25 protein-coding genes are annotated in these 24,950 nt (G+C 72.5%); 12 read left to right on the top strand and 13 right to left on the bottom strand.

All coding sequences use genetic code 11. The annotated features are described in order from the left end of the window. Positions 1-23: 23 nt before the first annotated feature. The gene (locus ITJ54_RS14205) at positions 24-899 is read left to right on the top strand and encodes an SMP-30/gluconolactonase/LRE family protein (RefSeq protein ID WP_194629306.1); all 876 of its coding nucleotides are present in this window, start codon (positions 24-26) and stop codon (positions 897-899) included. Positions 900-1,010: 111 nt separating this feature from the next. Then, positions 1,011-2,084, top strand: coding sequence for an alpha/beta fold hydrolase (locus tag ITJ54_RS14200; protein WP_194629304.1), 1,074 nt, complete (start codon positions 1,011-1,013; stop codon positions 2,082-2,084). 105 nt (positions 2,085-2,189) lie between these two features. Here ITJ54_RS14200 and ITJ54_RS14195 read toward each other — a convergent pair whose 3' ends face one another. The 5 genes from ITJ54_RS14195 to ITJ54_RS14175 form a co-directional block, all read right to left on the bottom strand. After that, complete coding sequence (locus ITJ54_RS14195) at positions 2,190-3,383, bottom strand: NAD(P)/FAD-dependent oxidoreductase (protein WP_194629302.1); 1,194 nt, start codon at positions 3,381-3,383, stop codon at positions 2,190-2,192. 10 nt (positions 3,384-3,393) lie between these two features. After that, a complete protein-coding gene (locus tag ITJ54_RS14190) occupies positions 3,394-4,194 on the bottom strand; it encodes an SDR family NAD(P)-dependent oxidoreductase (protein ID WP_194629300.1) in 801 nt (266 codons plus the stop codon). A gap of 76 nt (positions 4,195-4,270) precedes the next feature. Then, positions 4,271-4,777 (bottom strand): Dps family protein, encoded by a 507-nt coding sequence (locus ITJ54_RS14185; protein WP_194629298.1) that lies wholly within the window; start codon positions 4,775-4,777, stop codon positions 4,271-4,273. Positions 4,778-4,894: 117 nt separating this feature from the next. After that, on the bottom strand, positions 4,895-5,407 hold the full coding sequence (locus ITJ54_RS14180) for a MarR family winged helix-turn-helix transcriptional regulator (protein ID WP_194629296.1): 513 nt from the start codon (positions 5,405-5,407) through the stop codon (positions 4,895-4,897). Between the two features lie 141 nt (positions 5,408-5,548). Then, positions 5,549-6,109, bottom strand: coding sequence for an NADPH-dependent FMN reductase (locus ITJ54_RS14175; RefSeq protein ID WP_194629294.1), 561 nt, complete (start codon positions 6,107-6,109; stop codon positions 5,549-5,551). 142 nt (positions 6,110-6,251) lie between these two features. Here ITJ54_RS14175 and ITJ54_RS14170 point away from each other — a divergent pair, with 142 nt between their 5' ends. The 5 genes from ITJ54_RS14170 to ITJ54_RS14150 all read left to right on the top strand — a co-directional run bounded on the left by ITJ54_RS14170 (position 6,252) and on the right by ITJ54_RS14150 (position 12,501). Further along, complete coding sequence (locus tag ITJ54_RS14170) at positions 6,252-7,889, top strand: glycoside hydrolase family 13 protein (RefSeq protein ID WP_194629291.1); 1,638 nt, start codon at positions 6,252-6,254, stop codon at positions 7,887-7,889. A gap of 215 nt (positions 7,890-8,104) precedes the next feature. Then, positions 8,105-10,027, top strand: coding sequence for a DUF11 domain-containing protein (locus ITJ54_RS14165; RefSeq protein WP_194629289.1), 1,923 nt, complete (start codon positions 8,105-8,107; stop codon positions 10,025-10,027). Positions 10,028-10,155: 128 nt separating this feature from the next. Continuing rightward, positions 10,156-10,797 (top strand): DUF308 domain-containing protein, encoded by a 642-nt coding sequence (locus ITJ54_RS14160; protein ID WP_323741728.1) that lies wholly within the window; start codon positions 10,156-10,158, stop codon positions 10,795-10,797. Continuing rightward, positions 10,794-11,057, top strand: coding sequence for a hypothetical protein (locus tag ITJ54_RS14155; protein ID WP_194629286.1), 264 nt, complete (start codon positions 10,794-10,796; stop codon positions 11,055-11,057). Before ITJ54_RS14160 ends, ITJ54_RS14155 begins: the two co-directional genes overlap by 4 nt. Further along, positions 11,029-12,501, top strand: a complete 1,473-nt coding sequence (locus tag ITJ54_RS14150; RefSeq protein ID WP_416354909.1) for a DHA2 family efflux MFS transporter permease subunit — start codon at positions 11,029-11,031, stop codon at positions 12,499-12,501. Before ITJ54_RS14155 ends, ITJ54_RS14150 begins: the two co-directional genes overlap by 29 nt. 160 nt (positions 12,502-12,661) lie before the next feature. Here the strand turns inward: ITJ54_RS14150 and ITJ54_RS14145 are convergent, their stop codons facing one another. Next, positions 12,662-13,570 (bottom strand): LysR family transcriptional regulator, encoded by a 909-nt coding sequence (locus tag ITJ54_RS14145; protein WP_194629284.1) that lies wholly within the window; start codon positions 13,568-13,570, stop codon positions 12,662-12,664. A gap of 48 nt (positions 13,571-13,618) precedes the next feature. Between ITJ54_RS14145 and ITJ54_RS14140 the strand changes: the two genes are divergently transcribed. Next, positions 13,619-14,899, top strand: coding sequence for an MFS transporter (locus ITJ54_RS14140; RefSeq protein WP_194629283.1), 1,281 nt, complete (start codon positions 13,619-13,621; stop codon positions 14,897-14,899). Positions 14,900-14,973: 74 nt separating this feature from the next. Beyond that, the gene (locus ITJ54_RS14135; RefSeq protein WP_194629282.1) at positions 14,974-15,564 is read left to right on the top strand and encodes a hypothetical protein; all 591 of its coding nucleotides are present in this window, start codon (positions 14,974-14,976) and stop codon (positions 15,562-15,564) included. A gap of 105 nt (positions 15,565-15,669) precedes the next feature. Here the strand turns inward: ITJ54_RS14135 and ITJ54_RS14130 are convergent, their stop codons facing one another. Beyond that, positions 15,670-16,584, bottom strand: coding sequence for a cation diffusion facilitator family transporter (locus ITJ54_RS14130; protein ID WP_194629281.1), 915 nt, complete (start codon positions 16,582-16,584; stop codon positions 15,670-15,672). A gap of 48 nt (positions 16,585-16,632) precedes the next feature. On the opposite strand from ITJ54_RS14130, the gene ITJ54_RS14125 reads away from it, so the two are divergent. Beyond that, positions 16,633-17,313 carry a DUF4166 domain-containing protein gene (locus ITJ54_RS14125; RefSeq protein ID WP_323741727.1) on the top strand — a complete coding sequence of 227 codons (681 nt, stop codon included), beginning with the start codon at positions 16,633-16,635 and terminating at the stop codon, positions 17,311-17,313. Then, positions 17,306-18,298, top strand: coding sequence for an epimerase (locus tag ITJ54_RS14120; RefSeq protein WP_194629279.1), 993 nt, complete (start codon positions 17,306-17,308; stop codon positions 18,296-18,298). Before ITJ54_RS14125 ends, ITJ54_RS14120 begins: the two co-directional genes overlap by 8 nt. Here the strand turns inward: ITJ54_RS14120 and ITJ54_RS14115 are convergent. After that, positions 18,267-19,229, bottom strand: a complete 963-nt coding sequence (locus ITJ54_RS14115; protein ID WP_194629277.1) for an EamA family transporter — start codon at positions 19,227-19,229, stop codon at positions 18,267-18,269. The two genes, ITJ54_RS14120 and ITJ54_RS14115, sit on opposite strands and share 32 nt — an antisense overlap. 71 nt (positions 19,230-19,300) lie before the next feature. On the opposite strand from ITJ54_RS14115, the gene ITJ54_RS14110 reads away from it, so the two are divergent. Continuing rightward, positions 19,301-20,215 carry a LysR family transcriptional regulator gene (locus tag ITJ54_RS14110; RefSeq protein WP_194629274.1) on the top strand — a complete coding sequence of 305 codons (915 nt, stop codon included), beginning with the start codon at positions 19,301-19,303 and terminating at the stop codon, positions 20,213-20,215. Between the two features lie 236 nt (positions 20,216-20,451). Here the strand turns inward: ITJ54_RS14110 and ITJ54_RS14105 are convergent, their stop codons facing one another. The 5 genes from ITJ54_RS14105 to ITJ54_RS14085 all read right to left on the bottom strand — a co-directional run bounded on the left by ITJ54_RS14105 (position 20,452) and on the right by ITJ54_RS14085 (position 24,941). Next, the gene (locus ITJ54_RS14105) at positions 20,452-21,255 is read right to left on the bottom strand and encodes a L,D-transpeptidase family protein (RefSeq protein ID WP_323741726.1); all 804 of its coding nucleotides are present in this window, start codon (positions 21,253-21,255) and stop codon (positions 20,452-20,454) included. A 2-nt stretch (positions 21,256-21,257) separates the two neighbouring features. Then, positions 21,258-22,496, bottom strand: a complete 1,239-nt coding sequence (locus tag ITJ54_RS14100) for a hypothetical protein (protein WP_194629272.1) — start codon at positions 22,494-22,496, stop codon at positions 21,258-21,260. A 107-nt stretch (positions 22,497-22,603) separates the two neighbouring features. Continuing rightward, the gene (gene purB, locus ITJ54_RS14095) at positions 22,604-23,989 is read right to left on the bottom strand and encodes an adenylosuccinate lyase (RefSeq protein ID WP_194629270.1); all 1,386 of its coding nucleotides are present in this window, start codon (positions 23,987-23,989) and stop codon (positions 22,604-22,606) included. Beyond that, positions 23,986-24,504, bottom strand: a complete 519-nt coding sequence (locus tag ITJ54_RS14090; RefSeq protein WP_194629268.1) for a low molecular weight protein-tyrosine-phosphatase — start codon at positions 24,502-24,504, stop codon at positions 23,986-23,988. The genes purB and ITJ54_RS14090 overlap by 4 nt, the downstream gene beginning before the upstream one ends. A gap of 38 nt (positions 24,505-24,542) precedes the next feature. Continuing rightward, positions 24,543-24,941, bottom strand: coding sequence for a phage holin family protein (locus tag ITJ54_RS14085; RefSeq protein ID WP_071279515.1), 399 nt, complete (start codon positions 24,939-24,941; stop codon positions 24,543-24,545). Between the last annotated feature and the right edge of the window lie 9 nt (positions 24,942-24,950).

Raw genomic sequence — 24,950 nt, 5'->3', positions numbered from 1 at the left:
GTGGCCCGCGGTAGACCGGGTCCATGACGACGAGCGCCACCACCGGACCGGCCCACCTGTTCTCCGACGCGGGCGCCGTCCTCGCGGAGAGCGTCGTGTGGGATCCCGACCAGCGCGTCCTGCGATGGACCGACATCACCCTCGGGACGCTGAACACCGCCGACGCGTCGGGCTCCCCGCTGAGCGCCGTGCCGCTGCCCCCGCCGCTGGCGTCCTTCCAACCGCGGGCCCAGGGCGGCTTCGTGGCGGCCCTCGGTGACACGGTCGTCGTCACGGATGCCGACGGTGGGAACCCGCGGACGATCGCGCAGGTCGAGCACGCCCACGCCGGGATCCGCTTCAACGAGGGCAAGTGCGACCCGTTCGGCCGCTTCCTGGTGGGCAGCATGAACCTGACGACGGGGGAGCCCGACGGCGCGCTCTACTCGGTGGAGCCGGACGGCACGACCCGGCTGCTCCGCGGGGGCTTCGGCACGACGAACGGCTTCGAGTGGTCCCCCGAGGGTGACCTGATGTACGTCACGGACACCAGCACCTCGACGATCTACCGCGCCACGTACGGACCCGACGGGGAGCTCGGTGAGCTGGAGCCCTTCGTCGCGGGCGCTCCCCACGACGGCCTGGTGCGGGACGACGAGGGCTGCTTCTGGAGCGCGAGCTACGGCGAGGGGCGCGTCGAGCGGTACGACGCCTCGGGTGCACACCTGGAGACGGTCGAGATCCCCGCGCCGAACGTCACGTCCGTGGCCTTCGGCGGGGACGACATGTCCACGCTCTTCGTCGCGACGGCCCGCGAGAACCTGACCGAGGAGCAGCTCGAGGAGCACCCGCACTCCGGGGGCGTCTTCGCGGTGCCGACCCAGGTGCACGGCGTGCCGGCGTTCACCTTCGCAGGCTGAGCCGCGCGGCCGCTGCGGGCTGCGCCTTCGCAGGCTGACAGCCCGCGCACCTCGGAGTGACGGACCCCTGGCGGTAGTCTGGGCGACCGCCTGCCACCCGAGGAGACCCACGTGAACGAGGAGCACCCGCGCCACGCCGACGCCCTTGAGCACACGGAGAGCGCCGACGTCGTGGTCAAGGTCGACCGCGTCCCCGTCGGCGGCACGAACGTCCGCGTCAGCTCGATCGGCGACGTCGGCAAGCGCCCGTTCCTGCTCGTCGCCGGCCTGGGGATCGCCTCGACGTACTACGAGCGCCTCGCGCCCAACCTCGAGGAGTTCGGCCCCGTCCGGGCCCTCGACCTGCCCGGGTTCGCCGGTGTGAAGGCCTTCAAGGGCCCCGTCTCGATCGAGCGCTACGCGGACGCCGTCGAGCGCGTGATCGAGGAGCTCGGCCTCGAGAACCCGGTGCTCGTCGGCCACTCGATGGGCACGCAGGTCGTCACTGAGGTCGCCGCGCGCCACCCGGAGATCACCGACCTGGTCCTGATCAGCCCCGTCGTCGACTCGAAGGCCCGCACGGTCAGCGAGTCCGCCGTCCGCTTCCTCCGCTCGGCGCTCCACGAACCCTCCGTCGTCCGCTGGCACGCCGTCACCGCGTACGCGCTCTGCGGCTGGCACTGGTTCCGCAAGGTGCTGCCGAAGATGATCGCGTTCCCGATCGAGGAGCGCGCCCCGCACGTGCAGGCCCGCGTGCTCATCGTCCGCGGGGAGCACGACGCGATGGTCCCGCGCGACTGGGTCCGACGCCTGGCCAGGGTCTTCCCACACGCGGTCCTCCGCGAGGTCGTCGGGGGAGCGCACTCGGTCATGCACGCGCAGGCCGACGCCGTCGCGCGGCTGGCCGTCGCCCACGTCAAGGGCGAACTGACCGACCGCGGGGTGTCGTCCCTGCAGCGTGTCCGCGACGACTCGACGAAGACCGACCTGGCCCGGCTCGGCCTCGGCGACGCCTGGCTCGTCGTCCGGGCGCGCTTCAAGGAGCTGTTCGGCATGGCGACGGGCGACGACGAGGTCCTCGAGGCCGGCAAGTCCGCCCACGCGCTCGCGATGGCGGACGACGCCGACGCCCCGGTCGACGCAGACGTCCGTCACGAGATCACCGAAGCGGTCGCCCCGGAGCTGAACCGGCGCGACGACCGCTGACGGTCCGGCAGACGGCGACGGCGACCGCCTGGAGGCCCGGTGCCGGTCCCACAGACCGGCACCGGGCCTCCAGGCAGTCGCGGTGCGCGACGTGCGCTCGCGCGCTCAGGCCGTGATGCGGCCCGGCAGCATGTCGGGCGTGAGGGCGTTCGCCTCGGCGAGCACCGCGCGGGCCTCGTCCGTCTTGTCCGACACGTTCCAGAGCAGCACGCCCCGCACGGTGTCGTCGTCGTCCAGGTAGTAGACGACACCGGTGACGGTCGGGTCCTGCCAGTCCTCGACGGTGCGCAGGTCGGTCGAGACCGTCCCGACGGCCTCGTAGCCCATGTCGAACACGTTCGAGTAGTACATCGGGGTGTGGTCGTACGTCTCGTCGGCGTCGGCGAGGTTGCGGCCGGCCTGACGCCCCTGCTGCTTCGCGTTGTCGACGTGCTCGACCCGGCGGGTCCCGAGGATCCGGTCCGGGTACTCGGCGACGTCACCGGCGGCGAACACGGCCGGGTCGTCGGTGGCGAGCGTCGAGGACACGACGATGCCGTCGTTCACGGTGAGGCCGGCGTCCGCGGCCAGCCCGGTCACGGGCTCGATGCCGAGCCCGGTGACGACCGCGTCGGCCTCGATCACGGAGCCGTCGTCGAGCGTGAGCGTCACGCCGTCGGCGGTCTGGGACCCCTCGGTCACGCGGCGGCCGGTGCGGAGCTCGACGCCGTGGTCGATGAAGCGCTGCTGGAACGCCCTGGCCAGGTCGTCGGGGAACATCGCGCCGCCGACCACCTCGTCCGGGTCGACCAGGGTGACGCGGGCGCCGTTCTGCACGACACCCGCCGCGATCTCGGTGCCGATGTAGCCGCCACCGACGACGACCACGTGCGCACCGGCGTCCGCCAGGCTGCGGAGGCGCCGGTAGTCGGCCGCGCTGCGGTAGTCGAGCACCCGGTCGGACGGGTCGAGCCCCGGCAGGCCCCTGGGCTTGCCGCCGGTGGCGATGAGCAGCTGGTCGTAGCCGTGCGTGGCGCCGTCGGCGGTCGTGACGGTCTTGGCGGCGCGGTCGATGGACACCACCCGGGTGCCGAGCACGAACTCCGCGCCGGTCTCCTCGGTGTGCAGGTCGACCTTCTCGTCCCAGCTGAAGTCCGGGTCGGTCCAGAGCTTCTTCGACAGGGCCGGTCGCGCGTACGGGCGGTCCACGTCCTCGCTGAGGACGCCGATCGAGCCGTCGGTGTCGAGTTCGCGGATGCCGCGGGCGGCCGCGTCGGCGACCATCCCGCCGCCGACGATGAGGTAGCGGTAGTCAGTCATGGTGTCCCTGTCAGATCGTGGCGACCGAGCCGGAGTCGACCCGGTAGTTGGAGCCGTTGACGAAGCTCGCGAGCTCGGAGCACAGGAACGCGACGACGTTCGCGACCTCCTCCGGCTCACCGCGACGCTTGAGCTCCATGTACGGACGCTCCTCGTCGAGGAAGCTCGTGACGGCCTCGTCGAAGGTGCCGCCGATCTGCTCGGCACGCTTCTTCATCATCGTGTCGGTCATCGGCGTGTGGATGAAGGCGGGGCTGACGGTGTTCACGAGCAGACCCTCCTTCGCGTAGCTGCGCGACAGGCCCTTCGCGAACGAGAGCACCCCGGCCTTGGCGGCGCAGTAGGGCAGCTCGTCGTCGTACGGCTGCGAGGCGTCCTCGGAGACGAGGTAGACGATGCGACCCCACCCACCGTTCCGCAGGTCGGCGATGAACTCGCGGGTGATCCGCACGGGTCCCATCAGGTCGACGTCGAGGGTCTCGGCCCAGCCGGCCTCGTCGATCTCGTGGAACATGCCCTGGGCGCCGGTGACCCCGGAGGACTGCACGAGGATGTCGATCTCGCCGACGGCGCCCCGCACCTGCTCGTGCAGCGCGGCCAGGCTCTCGGCGCTCCGCACGTCCGCGGCGAAGGCGTGGAGCCTGCCGAGCGGGGCCTCGAGCTGGTCGGCCGCGTTGTCGAGTCGTGCCTGGTCGATGTCGGTCACGACCACCGTGGCGCCCTCGGCGAGGAGGATGCGGGCGGTGTTCCAGCCGATGCCGGAGTCACCGCCGAACACGAGTGCGGTCTTGCCCTGGATGCCGAGGTCCACGTCGGTCCCTTCCTGGTTCAACGAAGGACCGCGCGGCGCGAGTGCGCCGCGCGGTCACCTGCTGGTGGTGCTGGTGTCACGCGTGCGCGGAGGCCTCGGCGGTCTGCGAGGTCACCGCGGCGGCGAGCGGGGTGCGGGGAGCGCGGTTCTCGGCGCTGACCATCCAGGCGAGCTGCTCGAGGCGCTCGATGAAGCCGTGGAGCAGGTCGGCCGTCGTCGGGTCTTCCTCGTCGACCTCGTCGTGCACGTCGCGCATGGTGCCCGTTGCCTGGTACAGGCGGAGCGTGATCTGGTCGATCGCGTCGTGCGTGGTGATCTCCCCGTCGGGGAAGGCGTCGAGGTGGCTGCCGGCGGCCACGGTCGCCGAGCGGCCGTCGGGCACCAGGTACAGCGCGCGCATGCGTTCGGCCGTGTCGTCGGCGAACTCACGGGCCGCGTCGACGATCTCGTCGAGCTGCAGGTGCAGGTCGCGGAAGTTCGTGCCGAGGATGTTCCAGTGGGCCTGCTTGCCCTGGAGGTGCAGGTCGATGAGGTCCACGAGGACCGCCTGGAGGTTCGCGGCCATCTTGTCCGATGCGTGCATGGTGGTGGCTCCTTTCGCTTCGGTTGACCCTTCCGGTTTACGCGGTGGGAGCGCCGCCGTTCACAGTGCGCGGTGAGGAAGCGTCCCCCGCTGCGTGCGCGCGGGGGTCGGCCGGCGTCAGTGCGACGGGGGTGCGTCGACCTGGTCGACGGCGTCGCGCATGTGCTCGAGGAAGAAGGCCACGGTGCGGGCCTCCTCGAGCGTGAGTCCTTCGGCGATCGACATCATGCGGCGGTGCATGGTGCCGAGCGTGGCGCGGACCTCGTCGTCGCTCTCGGTGGTCGGGGTGATGACGAGGGCGCGGCGGTCGGTCGGGTGCTTGTCGCGACGGACGTGGTTGCTCTTGACGAGGCGGTCGATGAGGATCGTCGTCGACGCCGACGAGATCTTCAGGTACGCGGCGAGGTCCTTCGGGCTGACCTGACGGCCGGCGCGCTGGGCCTGCAGCAGGTACCGCACGGCGAGCAGGTCGGTCTCGCCCATGCCCATCGAGTCGCGGGTGCGCCGTCGCATCGCGGTCTCGGCTGCGCGGTACCGACGGAGTGCGTTCAGCACGGCGACGCCGCGCTGGGTCGCGTCGTCGTCGGGGAACCAGTACCCCGACGCTTCGGCGATCTCCTGCATGGACATGCGGATCAGGGTAACCCGTCTCGTTGCTAGCTCGTCTAGCGAAACCGGCGGGGACCGTTGGTTGCCGAGGACGGAGACATCGGACGGGAGGCTCCCCACCAGCTGGTGGGGAGCCTCCCGTCCGGTGCGTGGTGCGGCAGACTACGCGGCCGCGGCGGGCTCCTGCGCGGCCTCGGCGAGCGCGGTCAGCGCGCCCTGGACGAGCTCGGTGACCTCGTCGTCCTCGCGCGGGTGGGTCTCGGCGAAGCGGACGACGGACTGCGGGATGGCGACCTTGACGTCCTCGAGGACCTTGGCGCCCGCGATGCCGGCGACCTTGCGGGCGTCGTCGTGCGCCCAGACGCCGCCGTACTGACCGAAGGCGGAACCGATGACGGCGACGGGCTTGCCGGACAGCGGCGAGGCGCCGAACGGACGCGAGGCCCAGTCGAGCGCGTTCTTCAGGACAGCCGGGATCGTGCCGTTGTACTCCGGCGTGACGAGCAGGACGCCGTCGGTGTCGGCGAGCGCCTGGCGGAACGCGACCGCTGCGGCCGGCGGGTTCTCGCCGTCGATGTCCTCGTTGTAGAAGGGCAGGTCGACGATGCCCTCGTACACGGCGGGCGTGGTGCCCTCGGGTGCGTGGTGGATCGCGGCTTCGGCGAGCTTGCGGTTGATGGAGTCGGCGCGGAGGCTGCCGACGAGGACCAGGACGTTCGTCATGGGGGACCCTTTCGTGGTCGAGCGTGGTCGTTCGGCGACGTCGTTGTCGGGTGCGATTGTTCCACCGACAACCAACCGCCTCCTGTGACGCCGTGTTCCCGACCCTCGGAACGCGGTGTGTCGGCGTCGGTAGCGTGCAGGGGTGACCGGATCCAGGACCCCAGCCAGCACCCCCGCCACCCCCGACGCCCAGTGGTGGCGTCAGGCCGTCGTCTACCAGGTGTACCCGCGGAGCTTCGCCGACTCGAACGGCGACGGTCTCGGCGACGTCGCCGGCATCACGAGCCGGGTGCCGTACCTCGCCGAACTCGGGGTCGACGCGATCTGGCTCTCCCCGTTCTTCCCGTCGCCCCTCGCCGACGGCGGCTACGACGTGGCGGACTACCGCGACGTCGACGACCGGCTCGGCACGCTCGAGGACGTCGACGCGCTCATCGCCACCGCGCACGCGCACGACATCCGGGTGATCGTCGACGTGGTGCCGAACCACACCTCGGACGAGCACGAGTGGTTCCGCGCGGCGCTCGCCGCCGGGCCGGGGTCCCCCGAGCGGGCGCGGTACGTGTTCCGCGAGGGTGCCGGCGCCGACGGGGAGCTCCCGCCGAGCGACTGGGTGGCGAACTTCGGCGGCAGCGCCTGGACCCGGGTGCCGGACGGCCAGTGGTACCTGCACCTGTTCGCGCCCGAGCAGCCAGACCTCGACTGGACGAACCCCGAGGTCCACGACGACTTCGAGCACACCCTCCGCTTCTGGTCCGACCGGGGCGTCGACGGCTTCCGCGTCGACGTCGCGCACGGGCTCGCGAAGGACCTCTCCGAGCCCTACCGTCCCTCGAACGAGCAGGCGCTGCCGCACGACGGCTCCGACCCGCTGTACGACCGCGACGAGGTGCACGAGATCTTCGAGGGCTGGCGGCGCGTGCTCGACGAGTACGACCCGCCGCGCGCCGCGATCGCCGAGGCCTGGGCGCCCGCACCCCGTCGTGTCCTCTACGCCCGGCCGACCGAGCTCGGGCAGGCGTTCAACTTCGACCTGCTCGAGGCCCCGTTCGACGCGACCGCCTTCCGCACGGTCATCGAGCGCAACCTCGCCATGTCCGAGGAGTCCGGGGCGTCGAGCACGTGGGTGCTCTCGAACCACGACGTCGTCCGGCACGCCACCCGGTACGGGCTGCCCGACGACACCGACACCGACGCGTGGCTGATGACCGACGGCACCACGCCCCCGCTCGACCGCGACCACGGGCTGCACCGGGCCCGGGCGGCATCGCTGCTGCTGTTCGCGCTGCCCGGCTCGACGTACACCTACCAGGGCGAGGAGCTCGGGCTGCACGAGGCCGCGGCCATCCCGCGCGAGCTGCTACAGGACCCGAAGTGGATCCGCTCCGGACACACCGTGAAGGGCCGCGACGGCTGCCGGGTGCCGATCCCGTGGACCGTCGACGGCCCGTCGTTCGGCTTCGGTGCCGTACCGCCGCAGCTGCCCCAGCCCGAGGACTTCGGTGCGTCGAGCGTCGAGGCGCTCGCGGACGACCCGTCGTCGACGCTGTCGCTGTACCGCGCCGCCTTCGCCGCCCGTCGGCAGCTGCAGCGCGGCGAGCACCTCACGTGGCTGGACACCCCGGTGCACGTCGTCGGGTTCGCCCGGCACGACGGGTGGCGGTCGTACACGAACTTCGGCACCTCGCCGGTGGCGTTGCCCGAGGGACAGGTGCTGCTGGCGTCCGGGCCGCTGACGGACGGCATGCTGCCGGGGGAGACGACGGTGTGGGTGTCGTAGCGCGTCTGCGGTCGCGGTCGCGGTGGCCGTGGCGGTTGCGGCGCCGGCGCGGCTGATCCCTCCACAGCCAGGAGGCTCGGGGCCGGGTTCCACAGATGGACCCGGCCCCGCCGTGTGGTCGCCGCCCGGTCGCGAGCATCGGTGGCATGACATCACCAGCGAAACCACCACCACCGCCACCCGCACCACCCGCTCGTCCTCGCCGGACTTCCGCGATGCGACGGCTGCTCGGTCTCGGTGCCGCAGCAGCCGCGACCGCCGTCCTCGTCGCGCCGCTCGGACCCGGTCCGGCGCAGGCCGACGACCTCACGTTCCCTTACGTCAACGACTTCACCACCGGCAGCGGCGGCACGCTGACCGGCAGCGCGGCGATCGTCGACGGACGGCTCCGGTTGACACCCGCCGAGTTCGGGCGTGCCGGTGCCTGGGCGATGGACGACGCCTTCCCGTCCGGCCTCGGGCTGGACGTCGAGTTCGACTACGCGATGTGGTCCCCGGTCGACCGCGGCGCGGACGGACTGCTCCTGTACCTCGCCGACGGTGCCGCGGCACCCGGTGTCGGCGGGACCGGTGCCGCACTCGGCTACGCCTGCCGCACCGAGCAGAACCAGGGGACCGGCCCCTGCGAGACAGCGGGGCTGCCGGGCGGGTTCGCCGCCGTGGCCCTCGACCTCTACGGCAACTTCTCCCTGCCGATCAACGGCAGCGGCCCCGGTCAGCAGCCGGACACCGTCACGGTCCGCGGCTCCGGCAACGGCACCGACGGGTACCGGTACGTCGACAGTGCTCCCGCGCCCGGCGGCGTCACGACCGACGGCCCCGCCACACGGACCGTGCGGGTCACCCTGCAGCCAGGAGACGACGGACTCGACCTGACCGTCCGGATGACCACGGACGGCGTCACGACCACCGTGCTCGACGACGTCCAGCTCGGCGGCGACGGGCAGGCGCCGCTGCCGGACACCCTGCGGCTCGGGTTCACCGGCGCGACGGGCGCCTTCCGGAGCATCCACGAGATCGACGCCCTCCGGGTCGCGCAGCCCGCCGACCTGCGCGTCGAGCACGAGACCGCCCCGGCGGTCGCGGGCGAACGGGTCCGGTACGCCGTGGAGGCGTCGAACGTGGGCCGCAACGACTCCGACCCGAGCCCGCTCACGGTCGACGTCCCCGACCAGCTCAGCGACGTGACGTGGACCTGCTCGGCCTCCGACGGATCGGGCTGCGCCGACGAACGGGGGACCGGAGACGTCGACACGACGCTCGACCTGGTCCGCGGGGGCACGGCGACCGTCACGGTCGAGGGCGCGCTCGACGCCGCTGCCACCGGCGAGCTCACGAGCGTCGCCACCATCGACGTGGCACCGGGCCTCGCCGACGCCGACGAGTCCGACAACACCTCCACCGCCACCACACCGGTCACCGTGCGCGCCGACGTCGAGACGGACAAGCGGGTCAGCCCGTCGTCGGACGTCCAACCCGGGGACGAGGTCGAGTACGTCGTCACCGCCCGCAACCGCGGTCCCGCCGTGGCGCACGACGTCGGCGCGGTGGACGACCTGCCCGCCGCCATGGCGTTCACCGGGTCCGACGACGGCTGCACCGCCGAGGGGCAGCACGTGACGTGCCGGTCGGGGGAGTCGCTCGCCGTCGGACAGGAGCACGCGTTCCACATCCGGACGGTCCTCGACCCGGACTACCGCGGTGACGGGTCCGACGTGGTGAACGTGGCGACGGCGACCTCGCCGAGCGACCCGGACGGTGGCGACCCCTCGGACGAGGTCGCGATCGTCGTGCCGCGTCCGGACGGCCCGGACGCCGGTGCAACACCCGGTCCCACCCCGACCGGTACACCGTCCCCACGCCCGACCGGCACCCCGACCGCGCGCCCGACGACCGCTCCGACGACCGCTCCGGCGACCGACCGTGGCGACGGCGGGCCGAGCGCCGGGCACCGGACACCGGCAGGCCCGGGTGCACTCGCGTACACCGGCGCGGCGGGCACGGCGCTCGCCGCGGGCGTCGGCGTCCTGCTCCTCGTGCTGGGTGGCGGGTGCTGGGCGCTCGCACGGCACCGACGTCGTGCACTCGGGGAGCCCGTCCCCGGTGCCGTGGGGCCCGCGGCGCCCGCCGGCGACTGACCCCGCGGCATCCCTCCCGTCGGCGCTGAGGTTCTCGGATCCTCAGCGCCGACGGGCCCCGCCGGACCGGGGCACATCGGGGCGGCGGTAGGATCGGAACCTCGATCCACATGCCCGAAAGAGGTCTCGTGTCCGACTCCGTCGCCGACGCACACCAGCGCGCGCGGTACTGGCCGATCCCCGTCATGCGGGCCGTCCCCGCCGCGATCATCGCGATGGTCATCACCTTCTCGTCAAACCACGCCGCTGGCTACGGCCTGCTGCTGTTCGGCGTCTTCGCCATCGTGGACGGCGCGGTCGTCGGCATCGGCAGCGCGGCCCGACTGCGTGAGGACCCCCGCTCGCGTCGTACCGCGCTCGCGCAGGCCGTCGTCAGCGTCGTCGCCGGAGTCGTCGGCATCGCGTGCAACGGGTTCGGGCTGCCGGCCTTCATCACCGTGGTCGTCGCGTTCGCCGTGCTGACCGGGGCCCTCGAGCTCATGCAGGGCCTCCGGAGCCGGGGCCGGTCGCCGTTCTCACGCGACTGGTCGACCATCGGCGGGCTCACCCTGCTGCTGGCGATCGCGTTCCTCGTGACGCCGCCGGACTACTCCCAGCAGCTCGGTGGGGTCGAGCGTGTCACCGGCACGCTCGACGCCTCGATCGTCCTCGTCGGCCTGCTCGGCGCCTACCTCGCCATCACGGCGGTCTTCCACGTGATCGCCGGCCTCTCGCACAAGTGGGGGACGACTGCCCCGGCAGTGTCCCCGGACGGAGCACCACACGCATGACCACCCCCAGCCGTCGTGACCGCATGCGCCCGGTCGAGCTCCTCGGGATCTCCGCGATCATCGCGGTGTTCACCGGGCTCGTCGTGCTGCTCTCGACGCGGGAGGTCATGCTCGCCCTGATCTTCCTCGGCGTCGCGTTCATCGTCGTCGTGGTGGTGCTCGCGATGCTGCAGCTCGCCGCCACGAGCGACCAGGACGACAACGACATGCTCGGCGGCCACAAGACCCCGGGTGCAGGAGACGACGACGGCTTCCACTGAGGTCCGTCGCCCCGCGCTGGGTGACCCGGCGCTCCCGGACCGGTACCGCCACCGGTACGTGATCCTCGCGGTCTGCTGCATGAGCCTGTTCATCGTCTCGATGGACGCCACCGTGGTGAACGTCGCGCTGCCGTCGATCGGCCGCGAGCTCCACAGCAGCATCAGCGGCCTGCAGTGGACCATCGACGCCTACACGCTCGTGCTCGCCAGCCTCCTGATGCTCTCGGGGTCCACCGCTGACCGCATCGGCCGCCGCCGGACCTTCCAGATCGGGCTCGCGCTGTTCACGCTCGGGTCGCTGCTCTGCTCGCTCGCGCCGAGCGTGGGGTGGCTCGTCGTCTTCCGCATGGTGCAGGCGGTCGGCGGCTCGATGATGAACCCGGTCGCGATGTCGATCATCACCGCGACGTTCGACGACGCCAAGGAACGCGCTCGGGCCGTCGGTGTCTGGGGCGCAGTCGTCGGCGTCTCGATGGGCGTCGGCCCGCTCGTCGGCGGAGCACTGACGGACACCGTCGGGTGGCGCGCCATCTTCTGGATCAACGTGCCGATCGGCATCGCCGCGGTCGTCCTGACGTTCCTGTTCGTCCCGGAGTCCCGCTCCCCGAAGCCCCGTCGACTCGACCCAGTCGGCCAGCTGCTCGTCATCGTGCTCCTCGCGACCCTGGTGGGCGGGCTCATCGAGGGGCCGCGCCTCGGCTGGACCTCGCCCGGTGCGCTCGGGCTCTTCGTGGTGGCCGCCGGGTCCCTGGCGTTGCTGGTGGCAGTCGAGCGTCGTCGCACCGAGCCGCTCATCGACGTCCGGTTCTTCGGCAGCATCCCGTTCTCGGCCGCCGTGCTCACCGCGGTGGCGGCGTTCGGGGCGAACGGGGCGTTCCTGTTCCTCAACGCGCTCTACCTGCAGGAGGTCCGGGGCATGTCCCCGTTCGAGTCCGGCCTCTGGACGCTGCCCGCGGCCCTCGCCACCATGGTGATGTCGCCGGTGTCCGGGCGGCTCGTCGGGTCGTTCGGCACGCGCGTGCCCCTGGTCCTCGCGGGGATCGGCATCGGCGGTGCCGGGGCCGTCCTCACGACGATCGACGCCACCACGCCGATGTGGGTGCTCGTCGTGGCCTTCGTGCTGTTCGGCTTCGGGTTCGGCATGGTGAACGCGCCGATCACGAACACCGCCGTCTCGGGCATGCCCCGCGCCCAGGCCGGGTCCGCCGCTGCCGTGGCCTCGACGAGCCGCCAGACCGGGGTGTCGCTCGGCGTCGCCCTCGCGGGGACGGTCACCGGCGCGAGCGCGGTCGCGAGCGTCGGAGCCGGGTTCGCCGTCGCCACCCACGCCATGTGGTGGATCGTCGTCGGGATCGGTGTCGGCATCGTGGTGATCGGCTTCGTGGCGTCGTCCGCCGCTGCCCAGCGGTCGGTCGACCGGATCGCGCCCCTCCTCGACGCCTGACCGCCCGGCCACCGCGCCGGCGGCACGGTTCCGCCTGGCGTCGCACAACCGGAATCGGCTCGAACCGGGCACGTCCGTGGTTCGAGCGCACGTCGGTTGTGCGGCGCCGTTCCGGACCACTGCGCCGGAACCACCGCGCCGGTCCCGGCGCCGGCCGCCGTCAGCGCCGCGCGGCGACGATGTCCTGCGCGAGCGCCTGCGTCGCCCGGTTCGGCGCCGGCGTCGTCCGCATCGCGAGCCCCACGCGCAGGGGATCGACCTCGTCCTCGAGGTCGATCGCGACCCCGTCGTGCGCCACGCCCGAGTCCGGGACGACCCCCACGCCGAGCCCCGCCGTCGCGAACCGCACGACCGCCGGCATGTCGTTCATCTCCGCGACGATGCGCCGACGGATCCCGAGCCGTTCGAGCGCCTGGTCGAGGATCACCCGGTTGCCGAAGCCGTGCGCCGTGTCGATGAACGGTTCGTCGGCCAACTCCGCCAGCGACACCGAGGCCCGTCCAGCAAACCGGTGGTCGGTCGCGACGAAGGCCCGGAACGGCATCTCGCGGAGGGGCTCCACGGTGATGCCGGCCGGCACGACGGGCAGGCCGCAGTACGCCAGGTCGAGCCGCCCGGACGCCAGGTCCTGCACGAGCCCCGTCGTGCCGGACGGCGAGGTCATGAGCTCGACGGCCACGAGCGGGTGCCGTTCCCGGAACGTCCGGAGCACCCCGATCAGGTCGACCACGTCCATGCTCGTGAAGATCCCGAGCCGCACCCGCCCGCGCAGTTCAGCGTCGGTCGCCGTCGCCAGGTCGCGCATCCGGTCGAGGGACTGCAGCACGGCCCTGGCGTGGGGGAGCAGGTCCTCGCCCGCCGTGGTCAGCACGAGCTGCCGGCCGGTGCGGTCGAACAGCCGGACGCCGAACGACCGCTCGAGGCTCGCGATGCCCGCCGACACCGTCGACTGCGCTGCCCAGAGCCGTTCGGCGGCCCGCGTCACGGTGCCCTCGTCCGCGACGGCGACGAACTGTTCGAGCAGGCGGGTCTCCATCGGACCATCATCGAGCAGGTCGATGGCGGACATCAAGGAGATCCGTTCGACATGATGGACCGGCGGGACGACGATGGCACCATGTCAACCGTCACGGACAGCGCGGCGACGCCCACCGCTTCCACCCCCACCACACCCGATGACCGGGTGCCCGCTCCTCGCGGCCGACGTGCGCACACCCGCCGTCGTCACGGGGCCGGCTTCTGGGCCGTCGCCTTCGCCTTCCTCGCGGTGATGGCCTTCGCGACCGTCCCGGCTCCGCTCTACGTGCTCTACCAGGCGCGTGACGGCTTCCCGACCTTCACGACGACCATCGTGTTCGCGGCGTACGGCGTCGGCGTCGTCGGGTCCCTCTGGCTCGCCGGCCACCTCAGCGACGTGCACGGGCGCAAGCCGCTCATCCTCGTCTCGATCGCCCTCGAGCTCGTCGCGGCCGTGCTGTTCCTCGTCTGGAACGACGTCAGCGGCCTCATCGTCGCCCGCTTCGTGACCGGTCTCGGCATCGGCACGCTGACCGCCACGGCGACCGCGCACCTCGGGGAGCTCCGAGTCCGCGCGACCGGTGACCCGCGGTCCGCCAAGACCGCGAGCATCGCCGCCGGCGTCGTGAACCTCGGCGGCCTGTCGCTCGGCGCGCTCATCGGCGGTGCCCTGGCCGAGTTCGTCGGCGCCCCGCTGCTGGTGCCGTACGCCGTCTTCGTCGTCCTGCTCGTCGTGGCGTTCGTCGCCGTGCTCGCCGCCCCCGAGACCGTGGACCGCCCCGAGGAGCGCGTCCCCTACCGCCCCCAGCGCGTCCAGGCGCCAGCCGGCAAGTCCGCCGCGTTCTGGGCCGCCGGCGTCGCCGCGTTCGCCGCGCTCGCGGTGCAGGGCCTGTTCACCTCGGTCGCGCCGACCTTCCTCGGCACCACCTTCCACGTCACCGACCGACTCGCCGCCGGTGCCACCACGTTCGGCGTCTTCGCCGCGAGCGCCCTCTCGCAGCTCGTCTTCGCCCGGCTCTCGCAGCGGGCCCAGATCCGCCTCGGCATGGTGCTGCTCGTCGGTGGCCTCCTGGTCCTCGCCGGTGCCGCCGTGGTCCTGCAGGTCGCCGGCTTCATCGGCGGCGGTGTCGTCGCTGGTGCGGGCGTCGGCCTGATCTTCCGAGCCGCGATCGGCAGCGCCGGCGCCCTGGCCGCCCCGGAGCAGCGCGGCGGGGTCCTCGCCACCGTCTTCCTCATCGCCTACGCCGGGCTCACCGTGCCGGTCGTGGCGGTCGGTGCCGCGCTCCTGGTGCTCCCGACGCTCCCCGTCCTCATCGGGTACGTGGTGCTCGTCTCCGCGCTCACCGTCGTCGCCGGGATCCGACTGGCCGCGCGCGCCTGAGCCGTCCCGAGCCTCCAGTCCGGTGGGCCGTGCCCCGGCCTGGAGGCTCGTCCCACCTCCGGCATACTGGCCGCATGCCGACGCAGCGCAACCGATCAGTCGTGGCCGGCCTGGCCGTCGTGGTGGCCGTCGGGCTCGTCGCCGGAGGGTTCGCCCTCGGCACGCAGCGGAGCGGCGACGACCCGGTGCTCAGCGCGACGACGGCTCCCGCGGCCGTGGCGACCGCCGACGGCACGGTGGTCATCGACCGACGTGGCGAAGACCTGCCCGGGGACGCCGTGCTGGCCTCGTGCGACCGGAGCAGCCGCGCCGAGGTCGCCCGGTACGACACCGCCGCGCTGGGCGAGGTCGTCCTGCAGTGCGGGAACGGCAGCCAGGGCTACGAGCACATCCGCGTGCGGCACACCGGCGACTGGCAGGACGTCCTCGGCGGCAGGGGCGACCGCGACTGGGACGACGCCATGCTCACGGCGGTGGAGACGGCCGTGTCGGCACCGCGGTCGGGCTTCCCGGTCGATGCGGGCGACGGCAAGGTCTGCTATGCCGCTCCCGTCCGGTTCGACGACGGGTCGACGCCGTCGCCGGACGCCTTCGTGAAGGTCATCGTCTCCGCCACGACCGACCGCGTGATCACCGCCTACCCCACGCGCACCGACGACTGCTGACGCGAGGCGCCCGCTCCGCCCGTCCCGACTCGATGCGACAACGTCGACGTCGTACGACAGCGATGGTGTCGTTCGGAGTCGGCGAGCGGCACGCCCACACCGTCCCTACGCGTGCACCTCGTGCTCGTGCCGCTGGTGCGACGCGGGCTCGAGCTGGAACGTCGAGTGCGCGACCGGCACGTCGAAGTGCTCCGCCACGCAGCGCTGCAGCTCGTCGAGGATCTCCGGCGCGTGCGACGTCGTGAAGCAGTGGTCGTCCACCACCACGTGCGCGGTGAGGTTCGGCACCCCCGTGGCGACGAGCGTGGCGTGCAGGTCGTGCACGGCGATCACGTGCTCGAGCTCGAGGATGTGGAACCGCACGGCCTCGAGGTCGAGGCCGGGCGGCGTGGCCTCGAGCAGGACGTTGGCGGTCTCGCGGAGCAGCCGGATCGCCCGCGGCAGGATGAGCACCCCGATGACGAGCGCCGCGACCGAGTCGGCGCGGTCCCAGCCGGTGGCCCCGAGCACGATCGCGGCGATGATCACGGCGACGGAGCCGAGCGTGTCGTTGAGGACCTCGAGCCGAGCAGCCCTGGACGTGAAGTCCACGCCGGAGGCCCGCATCAGCACCGCGTACGCGACGAGGTTGCCCACCAGGCCGATCGCCCCGAACACCAGCAGCGGCCCCGAGTGGATCTCCGCGGGGACGAACAACCGCTGCACGCCCGAGATGATCACGTAGACGCCGACGGCGAGCAGGATCGCCGCCTGCGCCGTGGCCCCGAGGACCTCCGCCCGCTGGTAGCCCCACGTGCGCTGCGAGGTGGGGGAGCGCCGCGCGAGCCGGGTGGCGACGAGCCCGATGCCGATGCCGCCGGTGTCCACGACCATGTGCCCGGCGTCGACGAGCAGCGCCAGGGACCCGGTGACGACCGCGCCGACCACCTCGGCCAGCAGGATCGTCGCGGAGATGCAGAACGCGATGAGCAGGGCGCGCTCGTTCCCGCCGGCGTGCCCGTGCCCGTGGTCGTGTCCCATGGACCCAATCGTAGGGAGCACGACTGACGACCTGCCAGGATCGTCAGCGTGACCGACTCACCCTGGCAGCGCACCGTCGCACCCGAGGTCCTCGCCCGGCTGCACCCGCGCCTCCGCACGTACTTCGGCCCGATCCCGTCCGGCCACGTCGGCCGCGGCGAGGGTGTCTTCAGCGTGGTCGGCACCCCGCGGCGCTGGCTGTGGCCCGTCCTCGCGGTCTTCGCCCGCGACGGCGTGCTGTTCCCGGTCTGGGAGCACGACGTCCCCTTCACGGTGTCGAACCGCCCGGTCCGCGTCGGCCGCGGTCACCCCGGCACCGGCCAGGAGGCTCGGGTCGCCGTCCGCGCGCACCGCACCTTCCGGTTCCGCTCCGGGGACCGCACGATGGTGGACGCCATCGCCGCCGGGCCGCACGGGCTGGTCGACCACCTCGGTCGCCGTGGGCGCGTCAGCGCCGACCTGCGGGCGGAGGTCGACGCACACGGCCCGGACGCCGGCGTCCTGCGCCTGGTCTCCACGCGCGTGTCGTTCCGTGCGCTGGGTCGCGGGTGGAGCCTCCCGGCTGTCGTGTCCCCGCGGGTCACGCTCACGGAACGATTCGATGACGAAGCCGACCGCCAGCGCGTGTCCCTGGTGCTCTCCGCGCCGATCCTCGGCACGCTGTACCGGTACGAGGGGGCGTTCCGGTACGCGATCGCGCCGGGACAGGACGGGGAGCACGATGAGTGACCAGAGCGCCAGGACGACCAAGGGCCGCGCGGTGATCGCGGGGGCGAGCGGGTTCGTCGGGACGTACCTGCAGGACGCCTTCCGCGACGAGGGCTACGAGGTCGTCACCATCGGCCGCACCGGCGACGCGGTCTGGGGCAACACGCTCCGGGTCCGCGAACTCGTGGACGGGGCCGCGATCGTCGTGAACATGGCCGGCAAGAGCGTCAACTGCCGCTACGGCCGGCGTAACCGGGCGGAGATCATCCGTTCGCGCGTCGACACCACGTTCGAGCTCGCCGAGGCCATCCGCACGTCCGAGCACCCCACGCCGCTGTGGCTGAACGCCTCGACCGCGACGATCTACCGGCACGCCGACGACCACCCGCAGGACGAGGCCACCGGCGAGCTCGGCGAGGGCTTCTCGGTCGGGGTCGCCCGCGCGTGGGAGGACGCCCTGTTCGCCGCCGACCTGCCCGGTACCCGTCGGGTCGCGCTCCGGATGGCGATCGTCCTCGGGGACGGCAGCGCCCTCGTGCCGCTCCTCCGGCTCGCGCAGGCGGGGCTCGGCGGCCCGCAGTACGACGGTCCCTGGTTCCCGACCCGGGCTCGGCTGGCCGCGGGGACGTACCACCACGACCGCCACACCCACGGGCGGCAGCGCTTCAGCTGGGTGCACATCGCGGACGTCCTCGGCGCGATCCGGTTCATCCGCGACCACGACGACCTCGACGGCGCCGTGAACGTGACGAGCCCGAACCCGTCCGACAACCGCACCGTCATGGCCACGATCCGGGAGGCCGTCGGGCGGCGCTTCGGCCTGCCGACCTGGCGGTGGATGCTCGAGCTCGGGTCGTTCGCGATCCGCACCGAGACGGAGCTCGTGCTGAAGAGCCGGTGGGTGGTGCCGACGCGCCTCGTGCAGGCGGGCTACGAGTTCCGGTACCCGCTGCTCCACGGGGCGCTCGCGGACATCATCGCGGACCGTCGGGCACACCGGGGCTGACGGCTGCAGGGGTGACGGCGGGGATGGTGGCCGCCGGCGTTCCGGCAACCGGGGCAGCCAGGGTGAGCTGCGGCGTCCGCGACGCCCACAGCACCCCGCCGACGACGACCACGCCCGCGACGACCTCGACCAGGTCGGGCACCTCGCCGAACGCCAGCCACGACGCCAGCACCCCGACCACGGGGACGAGCATCGAGAACGGCGCGACGGTGCTCGACGGGTACCGCGACATCAGCCGCGTCCACAGGCCGTACCCGACGAGCGACGCCACGAGCACGATGTACAGCAGCCCGAGGTCGGCGGGCAGCGCCTCGAGCGTGAAGGCCGTCCCGAGCGCCTGCCCCATCCGCGCCGGCCCCTCGACGACGAACGACAGCACCGCCATCGGGATCGGCGGCACCACCGACCACCACAGCGTCAGGTGCAGCCCGTTCGGCGCCCCGGCCTTCCGCGTCGCCACGTTGCCGATCGCCCACCCGAGCGCCCCGCAGAGCGCCAGCACGACGGGCAGCAGCGCGGCCGTCTGTGAGCGGTGCACGGCGATCGCGGCGAGGGCCAGGACCGCGATCGTGACGCCGACGACCTGCCGCCGGGTCAACCGCTCGCGCAGGAACACCCCCGCGAGCACGACGGTGAACGGCGCCGAGGCCTGCAGCACGAGCGACGCCAGCCCGGACGGCATCCCCGACGCCATGCTGAGGTAGAGGAACGCGAACTGCAGCACCCCGAGCGTCGCCCCGACGAGCACGAGCATCCGGAACGGGATCGGCGGGCGTGGCACGAACAGCAGCGTCGGGACCGCCAGCAGCGTGAACCGCACCGCCGCGAGCAGGAACGGCGGCCAGTGCTCGAGCGCGATGGCCGTCGCCGGGAAGTTCAGGCCCCAGACCACGGCGACGGTCAGGGCGAGGAGACGGTCGCGGAGCAGCACCCTCCGATGCTCCCGCAGCCCGGACGGTAGCACCAGCGAACACTTCGACACCGACGTTGTAGTGTCCCTGCATGGTCGGCTTCGACGTCACGCTGCTCCCCGTCCTCCGCGAGCTCGACGAGCGCGGGTCCGTCACGGCCGTCGCGGCGGCCACCCACCGGACCCCGAGCGCGGTGTCGCAGCAGCTGCAGACCCTCCAGCGCCAGGTCGGCGTCCCGCTCGTCGAACGCGTCGGCCGCGGGGTCCGGCTCACCGAACACGGGCAGGTGCTCGCGGGGCTCGCCGGCGTCGTGGCCACAGCGGTCGCCACCGTCGACGCCGCCTGGCAGGAGCACCTCGGGGGCGCGTCCGGCGTCGTCGACCTCGCGATCTTCCCGTCTGCCGCCGAGCTGCTGTTGCCCGGGCTGCTCGACCGGATGCGGGAGCACCCCGCGATCGACCTGGTGCTCTCCGACGTCGACGTCAGCGAGGACGGCTTCGCGCCGCTCACCGCCGACCACGACGTCGTGGTGGGGCACCGCCCGGACGGGTCGTCCCCGCCGCACCGGCAGGCCCTCGAGACCGTCGCGCTGCTCCGGGAACCGCTCGACGTCGCCCTGCCCGAGGGACACCGGCTCGCCGACCGCACCCGTGTGGGCATCGACGACGTGGTCGACGAGACGTGGATCGGCGTGCCGCGCGACTACCCGATCGACCGCGTGCTGACCGCGATGGCCGCGGCCCGGGACACCCCGCCGTCGGTCGCGTTCCGCACGATCCACCTGCCCGTCATCGAGAACCTGGTGGCGGCGGGTCACGGGATCGCGCTCGTCCCCCGGTACACCTCACGCACGCGGGCACCGGGGCGCTTCCACCTGGCAGAGCTCGCGGACGTCCGCGCGGGCCGCCGCATCGAGGCACTCGTCCGACCGGACCGTGCGGTCCGCCCCGTGGTCCGCACCGTCCTGGAGGCCCTGGTCGCCACCGCCCTGGACGTCACCACCTGAGCTGGTGACGCGGGCGGCGGGGCCGCCCCGAGCCTCCCGTCCGCGTTGCGGGGACGCGTTGCGGGCGGATTCGCGCGTTGTGGGCCGCACCGCGCGGGGCACATCCGCGCGTTGCAGGTCGAAGCGCGCGTGGTGGGTCCAATGGCGCGTAGGAGGTCGAACGAACCGACTCGCAACGCGCGTTCCCGCATCCCATGCCGAGCGATGTGGGAAGGAACGCGCTGCCCGCAGGCCGGTCAGCGCACCTGGAACGGGGTGCCGAGCGGCAGCGTCTTCACGAGCGTCGTGATGTCGGCGTTGTGCATCCGGATGCAGCCGTGGGACGCGGCCTGGCCGATGCTCGACGCGTCCTCCGTGCCGTGCAGCCCGATCTGGCCCGGGCCGCCGCCGAAGGAGTTGAGCACGTCGGAGAACGCCGTCGTGCCGTACGCGAACGGGCCGTAGCCGCCGTTCGTCGGCGCGAGCAGCTCGGTCAGCGCGAACCGGCCGGTCGGCGTCGGCGTGCCGCCCGTGCCGGTGGCGACGGGGTAGCTGTCGACGACCTTGCCGGCGCGGTAGAGGTCGAGGGTGTTGTCCGCCTCGGTGACGACGATCGCGTAGACCGTCGTCGAGAGGCTGACGGCGGAGTCCGGCACCCAGCCGGTGCTGCCGTTCGGGCGTCGCGGGAGCTGGACCTGCACCCACCCGTCGCGCTGGCCGACCACGCGGAACACCAGTGGAGCACCCGAGGCCTGCGGGTTCGCCAGGGACGACGCGGCGGCGGCGCCGGGAGCAGCGCTCACCGGGACGTCGGCACCGCGGACGGTGGCGATCGTCGTGCTCGCGGGGGCGTCGACCGCGCCCGGAGTCGCGGTGGGCGACGGCGTCGGCGTCCGGACGGGCGCGGTGCTCTGGGCGACGGCGGCGCGAGTCGAGCTGGGCATCGGCGCGGGCGACATCGCGCTCGTCGCGACGACCGCCACGGCACCGGCGCACACGACCGCCACGGCGGCGGCGACCAGGGTCGCACGCCGCCGTGGGTCGGTCGGGATCAGCCGCACGGTCAGCCCGTGAAGGTGGCCCGACCCGAGATCGGTGTCGCGACCGGCGCGACGGCCGGGTCGGCGACGATGTCGATCGGTGCGTACGCCACCTGCGCCGAGGAGACGCCGGTGAACTCGACGTTCCAGGAGCTCGGGCTGGTGTCGGCCGGCAGGACGACGGTGGCGGTGAACGCGCCGTCAGCGTCCGCGACGAGCGTGCCCGGGAGCGGGATGCCGGTCTCGCTCGCGGTGAGGGCCACGCGGATGGTCTCGCCCGGGGCGAAGCCGGTGCCGTTGACGGTGAAGCCGGTGGTGGTGGCCTGGCTGACCGTGAGCGGCGACGTGACGGTCTTCGCCGCGGCGGTCGGCTGCGCGGTGAAGTACGTCGTCGTGTCGTCGATCACCAGGTCGGCGATGCCGGAGTCGGCGGGCACGACCGCGGCACGCGCGGAGGGGGTGGCGGCGGCGCTCGACTGCGGCAGCAGCTTCTCGAGCCCGGACTCCGGGGTGGCGACCCGTGCGGACGGAGCCGCATTGGGCGTCACCGTGGGGGTCTGCGTGGGCTGCGGGGTCGCGGTCGGCGTCGCAGTTGCGGTCGGCGTCGGCGTCGCGGTCGGGGCGGGCTCGTCGGTCGTGGGTGGCGCGGCGATCGTCGAACCGTTGAGCAGCACCGCGTAGCCGAACACGACCTCGCCGTTGGCCGTCAGCTCAGCGGCGAGGTCGGCGGTGGACTCGGCACTGCCGCCGGACAGCCACTGCGTGTCGGCACCCTGCAGGCCGCCGTCGCTGTAGACGGTCTCCTCGACGAGCTTCGGCGACGAGGCCTTGGCGATGAGCAGGCCGACCTCGGTGTCGCCGCCCGCGGTGGCGGAGGCGTCCGCGACGAGGGCGGGCACGGCGTCGGGTGTGACGGTCGCCTGCAGGCCGTGCAGGAGCACGACAGCGGCGCCGTCCTTCGCGGTGATCCCCTTGACGGAGAACGTGGCGACCTGGTCGAGCGCGGTCGCGTACTCGGTCTCGCTGCCCTCCTGGAGGCCCAGCCAGGACCAGCCGGCCGGGATCGCCGGGGTCGCGCTGTCGGTGTCGATGGCGGTGAAGTCGTCGGCGCCGTCTGCCCAGCTGACCACCGAGGTGGCGGGGGCGATGGTGTCGTCGGCCGCGACGGAGATGGTGGGGACGAGCGCGGCGGTGAGGCCGAGCACGGACACGCCGAAGGCGGCAGCGGTGACGCGGGAACGAAGCACGGTGATGGAGTCCATCCGATGGAGCGGAACAGGGATGGATCCTCCGCGAGGCCCCCCGGCCTGAGTGGTACTCAGCTCGGCCAACCTAGCAGTCAGCTGAGCGGACGGGAAGGTCTTCCCGGTCAGACCTCGAGGTGGTCGACCAGCTCGTCCGCCAGACCCGTGTAGGTCCCCGGCGTCAGGTTCGTCAGCCGCGCCTTGGCACCGTCCGAGATGTCCAGCCCGTTGACGAACGCGACGAGGTCCTGCTGGCTGACGCGCTTGCCCCGCGTGAGCTCCTTGAGCATCGCGTAGGGGTCCTCGATGTCGGACTGCCCGGCGGTGACCTCGGCGCGGATGACCGTCTGGATCGCCTCGCCGAGCACCTCCCAGTTGCCGTCGAGGTCGGCGGCCAGGCGCTCGTGGTTCGCCGCGATCTCGCCGAGCCCGCGCCGCAGGTTGTCGAGCGCGAGCAGCGAGTGCCCGAACGCGACGCCGACGTTCCGCTGCGTGGTGGAGTCGGTCAGGTCGCGCTGCAGTCGGCTCGTGACGAGCGTCTCCGACAGCGTGGAGAACAGCGCCGACGAGATCTCGAGGTTGGCCTCGGCGTTCTCGAAGCGGATCGGGTTGATCTTGTGCGGCATCGTCGACGAACCAGTGGCACCGGCGACCGGGATCTGCGTGAAGTACCCCATCGAGATGTAGGTCCACACGTCGGTCGCCAGGTTGTGCAGGATGCGGTTGGCGTGCCGGACGCGGTCGTAGAGCTCCGCCTGCCAGTCGTGCGACTCGATCTGCGTCGTGAGCGGGTTCCACGTCAGGCCGAGGCCCTCCACGAACTCGCGCGACAGCGTGGGCCAGTCGGCCTCGGGGTCGGCGGCGAGGTGTGCCGAGAAGGTGCCCGTCGCGCCGGAGAACTTGCCGAGGTACTCGCCGCCCTCGACCTGCGCCAGCACGCGCTCCAGGCGGTAGACGACCACCGCGAGCTCCTTGCCGAGCGTGGTCGGGGTCGCCGGCTGCCCGTGCGTGTGGGACAGCATCGGGACGCTCCGCAGCTCGAGCGCCAGGTCCCGCAGGCGTGCGATCACGGCGCGGAAGCCCGGCAGCCAGACCTGGGCGACGGCGTCCTTGATCGTGAGCGCGTAGGAGAGGTTGTTGACGTCCTCGCTCGTGCACGCGAAGTGCGTCAGCTCGGCGATGGCGTCGACGCCGAGCTCCGACAGGCGACGGCGCACGAAGTACTCGACCGCCTTGACGTCGTGCCGGGTCGTGGCCTCGATCTCCGCCAGTTCGGCGATCTGCGTCTGGCCGAAGTCGGTGACGACGGCACGCAGGGCGGCCTTGTCGTCGACGCTGAGCGGCGACGTGGTGAACATCGCGCGGTCGGTGAGGAAGATCAACCACTCGACCTCGACGGAGACGCGCGCTCGGTTGAGGCCGGCCTCGGAGAGGTGCTCACCCACCGTGTGCACGACCGGGTAGTACCGCCCGTCGAGGGGGCTGATCGGCTGCGGGGGAAGGGGGGTCATGGTGCTCCCTGGCGGACTGCCGGTTCGATCTGGTGGAAGAGTGCGCGGCACGCTCGTTCGACCGTGGACAGGACCCGGTCGAACTCGTGCCGGTCCGCGTAGTACGGGTCCGGCACGTCGGCCTGCTCTGGCCAGGCGTCGTCGTACCGCAGCAGGAGCGTCACCTTGGCGGCGTCGTCCATGGTCGGTGCCCACGACCGCAGGATGCGCTCGTGGGAACGGTCGAGTGCGACCACCAGGTCGAGGTCCGGGAACCGGTCCGGGTCGAACTGACGGGCGCGATGCCTGCTGCCATCGTATCCGCGCGCTGCGAGTGCTGCGATCGTCCGCTCGTCCGCGGGTTCGCCGACGTGCCAGTCACCCGTGCCGGCGGACTGCACCTGGAAGCGGTCGCTCATGCCGGCGTCCTCGACGATGCTCGCGAAGACGATCTCCGCCATCGGGGACCGGCAGATGTTGCCGCTGCAGACGAACGAGACGCGGAAGGGCGACTGGGCGCCGGCGTCCGTGGTCATGTGCTCATCATGGCGCACGGCGTCGTGCCCGGGGCCCGTCAAGCGCGGGGGCGGCTCAGCACCGGACGGGCGACCAGGCCGATCAGCCAGGCGAAGACGGCGAGCACGAAGGCACCGACGATGCCCCAGCCGAAGGACTCGACCTCGAGCCCGAAGCCGATGCTCGTCGAGATCCCGGCGACGATGAGCAGCAGGATCGCGTTCACCACGAACGAGATGAGCCCGAGCGTCAGGATGTAGATCGGGAAGGCCACGATCCGGATGAGCGTGCCGATGACGGCGTTGACGAGCCCGAAGACGAAGGCGACGAGCAGGAAGGTCAGCACGGTCTCGACGGTGCCGCCCTCGCCGAAGGGCGTGACGGTGACGCCGCTGACGATGAGGGTGGTGAGCCAGAGCGCGACGGCGTTGATGACGAGGCGGACGAGGAATCGCATGCGTCCATG

It is taken from the genome of Curtobacterium sp. VKM Ac-2865 (assembly GCF_015350905.1).
Lineage (GTDB): Bacteria > Actinomycetota > Actinomycetes > Actinomycetales > Microbacteriaceae > Curtobacterium.
This window is presented reverse-complemented; position numbering and strand designations above follow the sequence as displayed.